Source organism: Ruegeria sp. N11, from assembly GCF_056531525.1.
The window spans coordinates 1-14881 of sequence record NZ_JBQFLX010000003.1 but is presented as its reverse complement, the minus strand read 5'-3'; the positions used below and the strand labels follow the sequence as shown (position 1 = coordinate 14881).

The window sequence follows — 14881 nt, the reverse complement described above, 5'->3', positions numbered from 1 at the left end:
AACAGCCAGAGTTGCGACTTTAGATAGTCTGGCAACAGCACTATCGCAATGGCAAGATCACTCGGACGGAGTTTCCGCCGCCTGTGTCTGCAACTCGGCTACCAGTTGTTTGAGCGCACTGTTCTGTTCTGCCTCAAGGTCGGCAACCTGGAACCGCTCTGCCACCGCGTCTTTCGACAGCACGACACCCTTGGTGACTGTACCGGGTGCCCCAACAGGCCCGAAGTGTTCACCGTTCATCGAGAAGTAAACCGCGCCCGATGCCCCTGCCCGCAATTGAGGCGGTTCTTCGGTCAGCGGCACTTCGAATGTACTGCCTTTTTCGACCGTGCCCAGCGTCCCTTCGAACAGAATGCTGCCATCCGCCGCCGTGATCCGCATCCAGGATGGGTTCACAGCTACGATCTTGAGGGTGGTGTCGATCTGTTCGACCACCTGCGGCAGCGCGGGGCGTTCGACAGTGTGAACTTCGGCCAGCTGAATTTCGGGCAGCTCCGGCGGCCGGAAGGCGCCCACTTCCCGCGGATCAAGGGTCGAAATCGGTGCGTCACGCGCGACCAGAACCGGAACGTCCAAAGCCTGCGGGCGATAAAGGCGGTCCAGTGCCTCGGCGCTGGGTGTCTCCAGTGCCGCCACTTCCTGAACATCTTCTTTCGAACGCGCGGCATCCAAGGGATCAAGGTCTGACAGAACAACCGGTGCCTGTTCGACCGGGCTGACCTGAACCTGCTGAATCCTATTCAGAACCGACCAGCCGCCATATCCAATGCCGCAGATGACAGCCACAAGAACCAGTGAAGATCCTATGGCACGCGGCTCGATCTGACTTACGAACGATTCCCTGCCGGGCAGATACGGTGTGTTCGGAGAAATAAACGGGTCACGGCCCATCGGTCCCCGGGATGGCAGATTGCCTGTACCCTTGCGGATGACCGAAGCTTCGGCCGACATGCCGTGCGCAACCTCGAACCCGCTTTCCTGGCAGAACGCGGCGAAGGTATCATCCGGGTTCATACCCAGATAACGCGCGTAAGAACGCACATACCCGGCGATAAAGCCGGGCGTGTCGAAGGCGTCAGGGTCGGCGTTTTCTATCGCGGCGATGTAGTTGGCTTTGATCCGCAACTCGCGCTGAACATCCAGAAGCGACTTGCCCATTGTGGCGCGTTCGCCACGCATCACATCACCCAGCCGAACCTCGTAGTCGTCAAAACCCTTCGGTCTGACGTCGGTATCCTGTTCGGAATCGCGCTGAGATCTGCGCCCAATCATTCCTGCTGCCCCATTCTGCCTTCGCGTGTGTTTCACGCTAACGGCGAATCATCCCCAAAACGATTCGTCCGATGCTTTTGTTGCCGTTAGCTTAACACGCGTCAAACACGTTGCACACTTTGGTGTTAGATTAACCCGCAAGTTCGGCGCGATTTAGCGCACAATGTGACCAAAGTTCGTCCATAGCGTGTACAAGGCGGTCCATTTCGTTCGGACCATGCACTGGAGAAGGGGTAAACCGCAGACGCTCGGTTCCACGGGGTACAGTTGGGAAATTGATTGGCTGCACATAAATGCCGTAATCGTCCAACAGCATATCGCTCAGCTTTTTCGTGTGCACCGGATTTCCGACAATCACCGGAACAATGTGACTGCCGTGATCGATCAATGGCAGACCAAGCCCCTTAAGCCGCAGCTTGAGGATACTTGCCTGCGTCTGATGCTGCTCGCGCAGTTCGGGCGCCCGCTTCAGGTAAGCAACCGACACTGCCGCCCCGGCTGCAACCGCAGGCGGCAGAGAGGTTGTGAAGATGAAGCCCGGCGCATAAGAACGCACGGCATCGCACATTTTTGCGCTGGCGGCGATATACCCACCCATCACACCATAAGCCTTGGCGAGCGTTCCATTGATAATATCGATGCGATGCGCCAGGCGATCACGTTCGGTTACGCCCCCGCCGCGCGGGCCGTACATGCCAACCGCGTGCACTTCGTCGACGTAGGTCAGCGCGCCGAATTCATCGGCCAGATCGCAGATTTCTTCGATGGGGCCAAAATCGCCGTCCATTGAATAAACGGATTCGAACGCAATCAGCTTGGGCGCGGCCGGGTCGTCAGCCTCCAACAGCTCGCGCAGATGTGCGACGTCGTTGTGACGGAAGATCCGCTTGGCCTCGCCGTTGCGGCGCACGCCTTCGATCATCGAGGCATGGTTCAGCGCATCGGAATAGATGATCAGACCGGGGAACAGTTTCGGCAGCGTGCTGAGCGTCGCATCGTTGGCGATATAAGCACTGGTAAACAGCAGCGCGGCTTCCTTGCCGTGCAGGTCAGCCAATTCAGCTTCCAGCCGTTTGTGGTAGACCGTCGTGCCTGAAATGTTGCGTGTTCCGCCCGAGCCTGCTCCGGCGGCATCCACCGCCTCGTGCATGGCGTCCAGAACAACCGGGTGCTGACCCATCCCCAGATAATCGTTGCCGCACCAAACAGTGATGTTTTGCTGCGAGCCATCCGGGCAAGTGCGTACAGCATGTGGAAAATGGCCCTTGCGACGCTCAATGTCGATAAAGGTCCGGTAGCGCCCTTCTTCATGTAGCTTGGCAATCGCTGAATCGAGCTGAGCTGTATAATCCACCGGTCTCTCCTTGCACCCCGATCTGGTCGTCCACAACCGGGTAACTTACTTTATCAACTGGCACCTTTTCAGGCCATAGCGGCCAGGTTCCCTACCCCGTCTGCCTAACCGTGTTGCGGGGCGGGCCACTTTGATTTGCATCAACTATCCCCTATCATAACGGCAGACAAGTAAAGTTACGGCCATCAGACGCGAGGAAACGACGCAGGCCGCCGTGTTTGGCGCTTCGATTTCATCAGTATAGACCAAATTCCCGTCGATACACACTGGACGGCGCGGCCAGCGCTGATAGGCTCCGCGCAAATTCACAACCATTCAGGAGAAAGCAATGTCGCTTGACGCTGTTCTGAGCAGGATCGACGACGATCTGACCACTTCTATCGACCGTCTGATGGAGTTTCTTCGCATCCCTTCGATCTCGACAGACCCGGCCTTCAAGGAAAAGGTCGATCAGGCGGCAGACTGGCTGGTATCCGACCTGCAAAGTATCGGTATCGACGCCGAAAAACGCGTGACACCTGGTCACCCCATGGTTGTCGGTCATGTTGGTGACGACAATGACGCCCCGCATGTTCTTTTCTATGGTCACTATGATGTGCAGCCGGTCGACCCGCTAAACCTCTGGAACCGCGATCCCTTCGACCCGGCGCTGGAAGACACCGAACATGGTCAGGTCATTCGCGGGCGCGGCTCTTCGGACGACAAGGGCCAGTTGATGACCTTTGTCGAAGCTTGCCGCGCCTGGAAAGCGGTTCACGGGAAACTGCCCTGCCGCATAACGTTCTTTTTCGAGGGTGAAGAGGAGTCTGGATCGCCATCGCTGGCGCCGTTCCTTGAGGCCAACAAAAAGGAATTGCAGGCTGACCTGGCCCTGGTTTGCGACACTTCCATGGTATCTCGCGGTGTGCCTTCGATTGCATCGCGGTTGCGCGGAATGCTGAAAGACGAATTCACCGTCGTCGGCCCCCGCATCGATCTGCACTCGGGCCACTATGGCGGCCCGGGCCTGAATCCTTTGCGGGAGTTGTCGAAAATCGTCGCCTCTTTCTATGACGATGAAACTGGACGCGTTTCAGTTGATGGCTTCTATGAGGGCGTCCACGAAGTTCCCGCCGATCAGTTACGCCAATGGGAGGGCTGCGGATTTGACGAAGCCGAATACCTGAACTCGGTCGGGTACACACAGCCGCACGGTGAAAAGGATTATTCCACGCTGGAACAGCAATGGGCGCGCCCCACGCTTGAGGTGAACGGGTTGTGGGGGGGCTACAACGGCGCGGGATCGAAAACCGTTATCCCGTCCGAGGCGCATTGCAAAATCACCTGCCGTCTGGTGGGCGACATGGACCCTGACGCGTTGCGCAACAAAATCCGCAAACATGTCGAAGACCGCCTGTCACCCGATGCCAAAGTTATCTGGGACAGCGATCTGGAGGGATCCCCTGCTTCGGTCATGAACCTTGACCGCCCTGAATTCGAAGCGGCGCGCGGCGCGCTTTCGGATGAATGGGATCGCGAAGCGGTCTTCACCGGCATGGGCGGATCGATCCCTGTGGTTGGCTATTTCAACACGGTTCTAGGATTAGATTCGATGCTGGTCGGGTATGCCAATGACGATGATGCTATTCACTCACCGAATGAAAAATACGACGTGAAAAGCTTTCACAAAGGCATCCGCTCATGGGCCCGTATTCTTGACGCCCTGACCCGCTGAACCGGTTTTAGGCGAGGCTCTGCCTCGCGCTCCGGGATATTTGGGGCCAGATGAACTGGGGATCCTTCATTCATCTGGCTCAAAAATATCCCCGGGGAGTCGCCCATAGGGCGGCGGGGGCAGCGCCCCCTGATGCGCTACATGTGGATTACGCGCCCATAGGCATCGAGAACGCTCTCATGCATCATCTCTGACAGGGTCGGATGCGGGAAGACCGTGTTCATCAAATCTTCTTCCGTGGTCTCCAGTTGACGCCCCACAACATAGCCCTGGATCAGTTCGGTAACTTCCGCGCCGATCATATGAGCCCCCAACAGTTCGCCCGTTTTGGCGTCGAAGACGGTCTTGATCAGACCTTCCGGTTCACCCAAAGCGATGGCTTTACCGTTACCGATGAAGGGGAAGCGGCCGACTTTTACGTCATACCCAAGTTCCTTTGCCTTGGCTTCAGAATAGCCGACAGATGCAACCTGCGGCTGGCAATAGGTGCATCCCGCAATGCTCTCAGGTTTCACCGGGTGTGCGTGCTGACCTGCGATCAAGTCTGCGACCATGACACCTTCGTGACTGGCCTTGTGCGCCAGCCAGGGCGCACCGGCGATATCACCAATCGCATAAAGACCATCGACTCCGGTGCGACAGTATTCGTCCGTCACAACATGGGTTCGGTCAATTTTGACGCCCAGCGCCTCGAGCCCCAGGCCTTCAACATTTCCGACAATGCCCACGGCAGAAATCACGGTATCAAAATCGTGCTTTTCGACCTTGCCCTTGACCTCGATATGGGCCGTGACTTTACCCTTGGCGCGATCCAGTTGCTTGACCATGGCTTTTTCCATGATCTTCATGCCCTGCTTGGTAAATGCCTTCTTCGCCAGACCGCTGATTTCCGCGTCTTCAACCGGCAGAACCCGATCCATGACTTCAACTACGGTCGTGTCGGCACCCAACGTGTTGTAGAAGCTGGCAAATTCGATGCCAATTGCGCCGGAACCAATGACCAGCAACTTTTTCGGCATCCGCGGTGGTTGCAGCGCATGCTTGTATGTCCAGACCAGATCGCCGTCGGCCTCGAGGCCCGGCAGTTCGCGCGCACGGGCACCGGTGGCCAGGACGATATTCTTGGCGGTCAGTTCCTCGGTCCCCTTGTCGGTTTTGACGCTGACTTTCCCTTTGGCAGGGATTGTTGCCTCACCCATCACGACGGTGACTTTGTTTTTCTTCAGAAGATGTCCAATTCCGCCCGACAGTTGGGCTGCAACGCCGCGCGAGCGTTTGACGACCGCGTCGAGGTCATAGCCGACCTTATCCGCGCTCAGGCCGAAATCCTTCGCGCGTTCCATCAGATGGAAAACTTCGGAAGACCGTAGCAGCGCCTTTGTCGGGATACATCCCCAGTTCAGGCAGATGCCCCCCAAATGTTCACGTTCGACAACAGCGGTTTTCAGACCCAGCTGTGCGCCGCGAATGGCAGCGACATATCCGCCGGGACCGGCACCGATTACGATCAGATCAAAAGATTGTGCTGCCATGTGTTCCTCTCGGCGCAGGTCGATTGAAAATTAGTTTACCATTAAACTATTCCCCGCAATGCATCAATATGCCGTCTCCGCGACAAAAGCGACGCAAGGTCATCCAAATCGAAAGACGCGGATTTCTGCCTATACCGACGGAAGAACGGGCGTTAGAACAAAAACGGCGGAGTTCTCCGGCCTTTTCTGATCAAGCTTCAACTGAAAGATGACTCATGGCCAAAACGCTTAAAGATCTTGTACTTGCCCTGCTGAACGCGACTTTGCTTCTGCTGGCGCTGTGCCTGTTTTTGGGATGGAAACTGGCTTCGACCCTTGAGGGGATAACAACCGGGTTTGCTGAAAAGCTGCAGGTCGTGGCCCCCCTGCAGGAACAGGCACAAGGCATCAGGGATGAGATCAAGGGGTTGAGGGATGAACTGACACTGATCCAGGTAAATGGTGACGTTCTGGATAGCGCTGTAAAACTACGCGTGACAACCGCACTGGATCGTTTGCAAGAAACACAGGATCGTCTGCAATCGGTTCAGGAGCGCTTCACTGATCTGTCAGAGTCCCCGGACGAGTTGATCAACAATGCAATCCATACATCTGCCGACGCTATCGCCGACAGAGTCATCGCGATCCGTGAGTGTAAACCTGCGTCCTAGCTTGCGGCCTGCAATTCGCGAACGGTGGACCCGTAGCCACCTTTGCTTACATAAGCAGCCTCATGTTCCGTCATCTGCCGCGACAACGCTTCGTTGCGATAGGGAAAGCGACCGAACTTGCGGATTACTTCGCGATGCGCGCGCGCGTGCAACAGGTTGCCCGGATTGCATTCGCTGAGGTTCTGACAAATCAGGCGTACACACCGTTCCTGATCACACAGATTTTCCGAATGCATCATCGGAAGATAAAAGAACTGCCGGGCGGGTTCATCAATCTTCAAATCCCAGCCTTTGTCGACCGAACATTTCGCAGCCGCCAGCGCTGCACGATCCGTCGAGAATGCCTTTCCAGAGCCCCGGAACATGTTTCGCGGGAACTGGTCCGTCAAAATGATGTAGGCCAAAGCACCGCTGGGATAGGTGAGCCAAAGAGAAAACTTGCCCTCTTTCGCGGCTTCCCAGGTTTTTAAGAACTTGTCCCGGATTTTCGCGTCCAGCGCGTCATCCTGAATATACCATCCTTCGGGGCCAACTTCATCTAACCAAAAACTCAATACTTCTTCAGGCGTAACCATTGCCGTCACTCCGTGCATTGTCCTCCCCAGGGACGTAACGTCATTTAAGGCCGTTTTACAGAAGTGTTACAGTAACATATTGCAACACTTGCGACATAAATCTGTGTCCTAGGCATCAACCCGCTCAGCCTGCTCGGCTTCGGCGGCTTCGATGGCAACCTCCTGCGCCAATTCAAACGCCACAGGCGAAGCCGTCGGGTAAAGGGTCGACATGGTGCCAGTTTCGTCGACCGGTACAGAAGCGCGCTGTGTCATACGGTATAGCGAATAGAAGGCCATCACGAATAACAGTGCGGCAATAAACAGAAAAAAGCCCGGTGGCCCGAAGATCGCATCACCCATCAGCCAACCGGTGATCAGCGGGCCTGCAATTGCTCCAAGCCCGTTGATGAATACAAGACCGCCGGATGCGGCGGGCATGTCATCGTGGTCCAAGAAGTCGTTCGTGTGGGCAATCAGCAGGGAATATAGCGGGTTGGACATTCCGCCGATCAGGAAGGCCGCGCCCAGAAGGATTGGAAACGATACGCCGAAAAGCATGGCCACTGTTGACCCGCAGCCACCCAGCGTTGCGACGACAAGGATCAGCACACGCCGGTCCATACGGTCGGAAAACCAACCCAACGGGTATTGCAGTACCATCGCGCCGATATAAAACGAGGCGACAAAGGTCGAGATTTCGACCAGCGAAAGCCCTGCCCGCGCGCCGTAAACGGCGGCCATGCCGAACTGAGCTGAAAAGACGCCACCCAGCAGGAACATGCCCACGCAGCCCAGGGGTGATATCCCCATTAGCTGAAGCAACGTCATGGGTTTGGCGGTGTCAAATGCCGGGGTCGGTGAAATCGACAGCAAGATGGGCGCAAAGGAGACCGAAACAAGGATCGATGCGATCACGAATGTCTCATAGCCTGCCGGGTCGCCGACCAGCATAAGGGCCTGAGCACTGATGATCCCCGCCATCTGCACAATCATATACAGCGACAGCGCCTGCCCGCGGTTTTCATTGCTGGCCGCGTTGTTCAGCCAGCTTTCAGCGGTCACATAAACACCGGAAAAGCAGAAACCGATTACCACGCGCCCGAGAATCCAGGCGATCGGATCGGTCAGCATCGGGTACATGATCATCACAGCCGAGATGAACGAGGCCAGCGCCGCAAAAACACGTACATGGCCAACTCGCCGGATCATTTCCGGCGCCAGACGGGACCCACCCAGAAACCCAAGGAAGTATGCCGACATAACAAAGGACATCTCGAGGGTCGAGAACCCTTCGATTTCGCCGCGGACACCCAGGATTGTACCCTGCAGGCCGTTGCCGATCATCAGCAACCCCATACCGAGAAGAAGCGCCCATGCGCTGGAAAGAACCTGAAGCATCGGGGCCTCCGAAAATTGCCAATCTATCTGTCCGCACCGCAGTCAGATCAAAAAACACTCTGATCGTGCTTGTCTATGATATTGCCAGCGCCTGATCCAGCGAACGCGCCATTCACGGGATTAAAAGCGACGCGTCTCCGTACGAAAAGAAGCGATACTTCCGGGCGATTGCGTTCGCGTAGACCTTGCGCATCCGATCCTGTCCCATCAGGGCCGAAACCAGCATCAACAAAGTGGATTTCGGCAAGTGGAAGTTGGTCATCAGCGCATCTGTGACGTTAAAACGAAAGCCGGGATAAATGAAGATATCCGTATCCCCTTCCCAGGCTTCGATCTCGCCATTTCGGGCCGCGCTTTCGATCAGACGCAATGCAGTGGTTCCCACAGGAATGACCCGCCCGCCCGCGGCTTTGGTCGTCCGGATATCGGCGGCGGCTTCGGCACTGACCCTGCCCCATTCTGCATGCATCTTGTGGGTTTTGACATCCTCGACCTTGACTGGCAGGAAGGTTCCGGCCCCGACATGCAGAGTGACATGAGTGATCGAAACACCCCGGTCCGCCAGCGCCTGCATCAAGGGTTCATCGAAATGCAACGACGCGGTCGGCGCGGCCACCGCGCCCGAATTTCTGGCCCAGATCGTCTGATAATCGGTCTTGTCTTGATCGTCCGCCGGACGTTTCGCTGCAATGTAAGGGGGCAAAGGCATCGCACCGGCCTGTTCAAGCGCCGCATCGAAATCCTGGCCCGTCAGGTTGAAGCGTAAAAAGGCCTGTCCGTCTGCGACGGTCTCCAGCGTCGCGCTCAGTTGGTCCGAGAAGCGGATTTCCTCACCCGGCTTCACCTTCTTCAACGGTTTGACCAAAGCGGACCATGTGCCATCGGCCTGCGGATCCAGCAAAGTCGCCTGGATCGCGGCCGATACCGGCCCCTGCGCGCTGTCGCGATGGCGGTGTCCGTTCAGGCGTGCGGGGATCACGCGCGTGTCATTCAGCACCAGCCTGTCGCCGGGCTCCAACCAATCGGGCAGATCGAACACATGCCCGTCCGAAATTGAATCCCCCTGCGCCACCAGCAAACGGGCCGAGGAACGCGGGCTGGCGGGCCGCGTGGCAATCAGGTCTTCGGGCAGATGGAAATCAAAATCGCTGAGTTTCATGGCCGCGCCATACAAGGCCGCGATAGATTCGGCCACAGTTGCGTTCAATGATCTTTTGGCGGGGAACCGTAGGTGCGTTTGGGTTCATCCGGCTTGGGCGCCTGGGCATTCGGGCCATCCGACACGGTGGGTGCAGGGGCACGCATCAGGTCCCGCAGAAACAGGGGCGCCAGACCCGACAAAGGATTCACCGAAACCTTGGGATTCGTCAGCGGCCCCTTCAGCGTGTAGTTGAAGCCAAAAACACCTTCACCCTTTCGGGTCAAAACGCTACCGATGGCATTCACCAGATAGATGGGTGAGATCGCCCCGCGCAAATTCAGTCGCTGGGTTACCGTATCAATGCTTCCGTCAAAAGAAAGGCCCATCGACGGCCCAACCGCGCTGCCGCTGAGCACCTTGATCTCTGTCGGCGTGATCCGCATCCGGCTGTCGATTGCCGAAAAGAAAATGCCCTGACCCGCCATCTCGTCTACCAGCCCCACCAGGCTGATGGCGTTCAGAAGCGCCGCCATGGCTGGCGCATCCTTGATCCGCGTATCTACGATCTTCAGGATCACGTCATAATTTCCGGGACCTGCTACCGGCTCAAGTTGCAGGTCAAATCCTCCGCCACGCGCCTGCGTTATCACTCCGGCCGAGCGCAGGACCGCCCCCGCGTCCTGTGATTTCAGGGTGACGGCGCTGCGCCCCGCGCGCGGCGTGACCTGCCCCTGTACAGTTGCCCCGCCATTGACCTGTGCAGTGAAACCACCGTTGACGCCCCCGGTTGTTGCAAACGCGCCTTTGAAACCGGTCAATGCAACGGCTTCCGTGATCTGCAGACGATCCAGCGCGACGTTCAGTCTTGGCCCGGCCCCTGCACCACCACCGCCACTGCTTTGGCCAAAGGTTGCCTTTGCCATGTTCATGACACCGCCCAGCACCCGAATGTCCGGGGCCCCGGCCCCGCGCGCGATCAGTTCGGCAGGCACGGCCAGCCAATCACCCAAATCGAACGAGCTGAAGCTGACCCGGTCGAACGCCCCCCCTTCGCGGAACGAAATCGACGCCTTGCTGCGCAGCCCTGCTGCGTCGATCTGCAACTGATCCACCTTCAACTGATCGCCGAGCGTCGCTTCGACATCCATCGTGCCCGCGCTTCCGTCAGCTTTTCTCCAACCAAGTTCCGGTATCGCCAGACCAACGCCGACAAGATCAGACGTCGCCGTCAACCTTGGCGGCTCTCCTCCACCGATACCCAAATCGAAATCGGCCGTCCCCTGCCCGGTCAGCATCCCGTTTGGCAGGCCGGCCTTGAGTTCATCCATGAGACGGGGTGAGAGTTCAATCTGGCCGCTCAAGGTGCTGCGCTGCGCACCGCCGGTGCCAATCGGCTGGTTCCAGCGCGCCTGTACCGGCACAGCACCGAACAAACCGTAACCTTCAATGGCAATGTCGTTCTGATCACCGGTCAGCGTCAGACGGTCCGCGCTGACGGTGAAGCCGGGCACCAGCCGGTCGCTGAACAGGTTTCCCAGCTCACCGGTGAAATGAAACTCGGTATCCTCAAAATCCAGCCCCTTGTGCATTGGCAAGGCCAGCGTGCCTTCAACCTTCAGGTCGCCATCCGCCAGTTCAACCGGCAGATTTGCCTTGCTCATCAGTTGCAATGGTGGGCGCTCCAGCAGTGACAGGGCCGCCGTTGTGCTGCCGCTTGCCTGAATACGTGCGATGGCCGGAGAGGACTTCTTGATACCTGTATCAGGAATAATGAAGGACGTGCCCGATGCGTCCACGGGCCCACCTACGTCAGGGATCACGACCCCGCTTTGCGCGGTCACGGTGAACCGGTCGCTCAGCAGGCTTGCCTGCCCGTGTGCGTCCTGGACCGGAGGCAACGTTTTTGCAAATCGGACAGTCGTTTCACTGAACCCGAAGTCCAGATAGATATCGGGCTTAACTCCCGGTTTTAGCCGCAAAGCAAAATCCACGTTCGAAAGATTGCCTTGGTAAACGTTCTCGGAGACCCATTTCCTGGGTTTGGGCGCCAGACGCTCGGGCCAATAGTTCAAAAGATCGTCGGACGGCATTTTATCCAGATGAGCATCCAGCCCACCGGCCCAGCCATCGGTCAGACCTTCCAGCCGCCCCGACGCAAGCAAACGGTGGCTGCCATCCTCAATCACCATCTGGCCAAGTCGCAGGCGAAATGGGGCAAGCTTCATCTGGAAATCAAGCTCGGCACGCGACAGTTCGAGCGTCTTGGGAAACAAATTGGCCGGGTTGATCCGGATGGCACTCAGCCTTAGCTGCGATGACAGGCTTTCAAGCACATTATTTTCCAGACCGTGCAAAAACGCCTTGCCGTCGGCATGTACGGACCCCCATGCCGACTCGATTGACACCTCGTTGAAATCCAGCGTCTGGCCTTTGGGATCGTAGGTGAAATAAGTGCGCGCGGCTTCAAACGGGATCGGTTTGATATCCGCTGTAGGCTGCACAGCACCCGCCCCAAGGTTCAGCGTCGCAAACACCGGACCCAAAGCACCTTCGGTATCGAAACTGCCGCGCAACGCGCCAGAGATCGCGGTCTTGAGCACCTGCAACCACGACAGTGCCAGACTTTGTCCGGCAATATCCTCGGAGGGCAGATCAGTAATGGAAATGCCGAAACTGGCCTGCGGCGAACCCAGTGTACTTGTGTAATTTGCCTCGATCGTGCTGGCGTAATCGCGCCCGGTCAGTACCGAAAACCCGGTGGCAAGCCGCATCTCTCCCGCGCTGCGAATGGCCTGAATGTGGCCCCCGTCCAGAACCCAGGACCGGCCCAGGCGCAAATCCTGGTAGCCCAGAGTGATCGCATCCAGTTCCACCGACGTCAGAGCGGACAGGAGCGGCGACAGGAATATCTCGTCGGCTTCCTCGATCAGCTGCGCCAGATCGGGCGCCTCTTGAACCGGCGCGCTGCCGGAGCCGACGGTCAGTGTCAGCGCACCGTCCAGCCCCCGGGTCAGGTCGATCTGGGCACCGCTGAGCATGATACGCTTGGGCCGCACGTTACCGCGCAACAGGGGGCGCATCGCCAGGCTGGCTTGCAAGTCAGAAACCTGTGCGATTTGCTGACCTGCCGCATCGCTGATACTTACGTCGCTCAGCCGCAATCTGGGTCGCCACCCTTCGTGGATAACGAAAGTGACATCCCCAAAGCGGATCTGCAGCCCGCCCAGCGTCCTCTCCAGACGTTCTTCGACCCGGTCGCGCAGCCAGGCGGGCGCATGCATCGTCTGGCCCAGAACCATGAATCCGGTGAAAAGACCCAACAGAACCAACAGCGCGACACCCCGCATCGCCCAAAGGCTGGCGGCGCGGCGACGTGACCGCCGGCGTGGAGGCTGGCTGGCCTCTCCGGTCTGCTGTTCTTCGTTTTCCGTCAAAGCGTTCACTACACCTTTCAACCTGCTCGTGCCGCCCTATAGTCCGCTAAACCGAACTTGACCAATTCAACGGAGTTTCCAATGCCCGATGTTTCAGACATAGCCCCCGATTTCGCCCTGCCACGGGACGGAGGCGGTGAAATTACCTTGTCGGACCTGCGCGGCCAAGCCGTCGTCTTATTCTTTTACCCCCGTGATGATACGCCGGGCTGCACCAAGGAATCCATCGGTTTCTCGGAACAACTTCAGAGCTTTGCGGAAGCTGGCGCTCAAGTTTTCGGCATCTCGAGGGACAGTGTGGCCAAGCACGACAAATTCGTCGCCAAGCATGGACTGACCACACCGCTGTTGTCAGACGAGGGATCAACCACTTGCGAGGACTACGGGGTCTGGGTGGAAAAGAACATGTATGGGCGCAAATCCATGGGGATCGAAAGATCAACCTTTCTGATCGACGCTGATAGTCGGATCGCCCGGGTCTGGCGCAAGGTCAAGGTGCCCGGTCACGTCGACGAGGTGCTGGAGGCTGTACGCGCACTTTAGGTTCGGCCCCCTCGACCCAGGCGACCATACGGTCTATCAACCGCGCGACACCAGGCTACTGCGGAGGATACCCGTGTCCGACACGCTGACGACGATGGCGACCGAAGTTCTGAACACGGCAGATGGGCGGGCCAAGACCGCGCTTTCCAAGCGCCATGCCGCCGCATGGTTTGCTGCCCGCAAGGGTGAAGCGCCGCGGATTGAAATCGGCACCGCCACGCCACCTCTGAACCCGGCACGGCCTGAAAAGCCCGAACTTCGGTCGCCGCGCGACGTACCCAAACGCCGCCCCGGCTCCGAGGCCGGTCGCATCGCGCTGTTACACGCAGTGGCCCATATCGAGCTGAATGCAGTGGACCTCCACTGGGATATCATCGCCCGGTTCGGTCACATCTCCATGCCGATCGGGTTTTATGACGATTGGGTCAAATGCGCCGAAGAGGAGTCGCGCCATTTCGAAATGGTCTGTGATTGCCTTGAACAGATGGGCAGTTTCTATGGCGCCCTGCCCGCCCATGCCGGAATGTGGCGCGCGGCTGAAGATACGGCCGACGATTTGATGGGGCGGCTGGCCGTGGTGCCAATGGTGCTGGAGGCACGTGGTCTGGACGTCACGCCGGGCATGATCGAAATCTTCCGCAAGGCTGGTGCAGATGAAGCCATCGCCGCGCTTGAGGTGATCTATGCCGAAGAGGTCGGCCACGTGGCGTACGGCTCGAAATGGTTTCATTTATATGCCAACCATTTCGTTCCAGAGGAAGCCTATAGCACCTAAGTATCAGTAAATTATTAATAATATTTTCATCAAGTCAGATTACCTCTTCGAAAGACTTGCTTCATCACTTGGGATTACAGAACAAGTATTTTTCGGATGGAACTTTCGAAATGTGCCCACATACACATACGCAGCGCCTACAAAAAACAAAACATCACAATGCCTTACAAGATTGGACGTTCTGGGATCAAAAATGACCGACAGCACTTGATGCCATTTAGTTAGGTACTCGTTGCTGACAAGATTTGACTTACAGCCACGGACGGAGACTCAGATGGTCTCAACTACTTCAGACGTTTTCATTATTGGACTGCCAACGGCAGTATGTTTTGCGACCACTGAGAGGCGCAATACCCAGCCATTTCAGAGTGACTGGCACCTTGGCACGCGCGCTCTCCAAATAGCTGGCGTGTGCCAAGGTGGACGTGTCGCGGTTTGATGCCGCTCCTTTGATAGCATTTATTGCAGCAAAGGAGATGAACTATGGGAACGAAACGAACGGACGAGTTTC

The 14881-nt window shown here is 57.5% G+C and carries 11 protein-coding genes; 4 read left to right on the top strand and 7 right to left on the bottom strand.

Annotated elements, in window-relative coordinates:
* Positions 1-57: 57 nt before the first annotated feature.
* Together ACR0J8_RS03705 and hemA are read right to left on the bottom strand one after the other, a co-directional pair.
* A complete protein-coding gene (locus ACR0J8_RS03705) occupies positions 58-1272 on the bottom strand; it encodes a helix-turn-helix domain-containing protein (protein ID WP_170610344.1) in 1215 nt (404 codons plus the stop codon).
* 130 nt (positions 1273-1402) lie between these two features.
* Positions 1403-2626, bottom strand: coding sequence for a 5-aminolevulinate synthase (hemA, locus tag ACR0J8_RS03700; RefSeq protein WP_480888895.1), 1224 nt, complete (start codon positions 2624-2626; stop codon positions 1403-1405).
* A gap of 328 nt (positions 2627-2954) precedes the next feature.
* Between hemA and ACR0J8_RS03695 the strand changes: the two genes are divergently transcribed.
* The gene (locus ACR0J8_RS03695; RefSeq protein ID WP_480888894.1) at positions 2955-4340 is read left to right on the top strand and encodes a M20/M25/M40 family metallo-hydrolase; all 1386 of its coding nucleotides are present in this window, start codon (positions 2955-2957) and stop codon (positions 4338-4340) included.
* A gap of 137 nt (positions 4341-4477) precedes the next feature.
* Here ACR0J8_RS03695 and lpdA read toward each other — a convergent pair whose 3' ends face one another.
* Positions 4478-5872 (bottom strand): dihydrolipoyl dehydrogenase, encoded by a 1395-nt coding sequence (lpdA, locus tag ACR0J8_RS03690; protein WP_170610335.1) that lies wholly within the window; start codon positions 5870-5872, stop codon positions 4478-4480.
* Between the two features lie 215 nt (positions 5873-6087).
* On the opposite strand from lpdA, the gene ACR0J8_RS03685 reads away from it, so the two are divergent.
* Positions 6088-6522 carry a hypothetical protein gene (locus ACR0J8_RS03685; protein WP_480522493.1) on the top strand — a complete coding sequence of 145 codons (435 nt, stop codon included), beginning with the start codon at positions 6088-6090 and terminating at the stop codon, positions 6520-6522.
* Here ACR0J8_RS03685 and ACR0J8_RS03680 read toward each other — a convergent pair.
* From ACR0J8_RS03680 to ACR0J8_RS03665, 4 genes are all read right to left on the bottom strand, one after another.
* Positions 6519-7097, bottom strand: coding sequence for a DUF924 family protein (locus ACR0J8_RS03680; protein WP_170610329.1), 579 nt, complete (start codon positions 7095-7097; stop codon positions 6519-6521). The genes ACR0J8_RS03685 and ACR0J8_RS03680 overlap by 4 nt on opposite strands.
* A gap of 108 nt (positions 7098-7205) precedes the next feature.
* Complete coding sequence (locus ACR0J8_RS03675) at positions 7206-8477, bottom strand: MFS transporter (RefSeq protein WP_170610327.1); 1272 nt, start codon at positions 8475-8477, stop codon at positions 7206-7208.
* A gap of 112 nt (positions 8478-8589) precedes the next feature.
* A complete protein-coding gene (queA, locus tag ACR0J8_RS03670; RefSeq protein ID WP_480522634.1) occupies positions 8590-9636 on the bottom strand; it encodes a tRNA preQ1(34) S-adenosylmethionine ribosyltransferase-isomerase QueA in 1047 nt (348 codons plus the stop codon).
* Between the two features lie 44 nt (positions 9637-9680).
* Complete coding sequence (locus ACR0J8_RS03665) at positions 9681-13061, bottom strand: YhdP family protein (RefSeq protein WP_480888893.1); 3381 nt, start codon at positions 13059-13061, stop codon at positions 9681-9683.
* A gap of 72 nt (positions 13062-13133) precedes the next feature.
* Between ACR0J8_RS03665 and ACR0J8_RS03660 the strand changes: the two genes are divergently transcribed.
* A complete protein-coding gene (locus tag ACR0J8_RS03660; RefSeq protein WP_480888892.1) occupies positions 13134-13595 on the top strand; it encodes a peroxiredoxin in 462 nt (153 codons plus the stop codon).
* A 73-nt stretch (positions 13596-13668) separates the two neighbouring features.
* Positions 13669-14370: a ferritin-like domain-containing protein gene (locus ACR0J8_RS03655; protein WP_480888891.1), complete on the top strand. Its 702-nt coding sequence runs from the start codon at positions 13669-13671 to the stop codon at positions 14368-14370.
* The last annotated feature ends 511 nt before the right edge of the window (positions 14371-14881 follow it).

Excerpts from the sequence above, each read along its gene's own strand:
- ACR0J8_RS03695 (WP_480888894.1), top strand. The coding sequence starts at position 2,955 with ATGTCGCTTGACGCTGTTCTGAGCAGGATCGACGACGATCTGACCACT.
- ACR0J8_RS03680 (WP_170610329.1), bottom strand. The coding sequence starts at position 7,097 with ATGGTTACGCCTGAAGAAGTATTGAGTTTTTGGTTAGATGAAGTTGGC.
- ACR0J8_RS03660 (WP_480888892.1), top strand. The coding sequence starts at position 13,134 with ATGCCCGATGTTTCAGACATAGCCCCCGATTTCGCCCTGCCACGGGAC.
- lpdA (WP_170610335.1), bottom strand. The coding sequence starts at position 5,872 with ATGGCAGCACAATCTTTTGATCTGATCGTAATCGGTGCCGGTCCCGGC.
- queA (WP_480522634.1), bottom strand. The coding sequence starts at position 9,636 with ATGAAACTCAGCGATTTTGATTTCCATCTGCCCGAAGACCTGATTGCC.
- ACR0J8_RS03685 (WP_480522493.1), top strand. The coding sequence starts at position 6,088 with ATGGCCAAAACGCTTAAAGATCTTGTACTTGCCCTGCTGAACGCGACT.
- ACR0J8_RS03705 (WP_170610344.1), bottom strand. The coding sequence starts at position 1,272 with ATGATTGGGCGCAGATCTCAGCGCGATTCCGAACAGGATACCGACGTC.
- ACR0J8_RS03675 (WP_170610327.1), bottom strand. The coding sequence starts at position 8,477 with ATGCTTCAGGTTCTTTCCAGCGCATGGGCGCTTCTTCTCGGTATGGGG.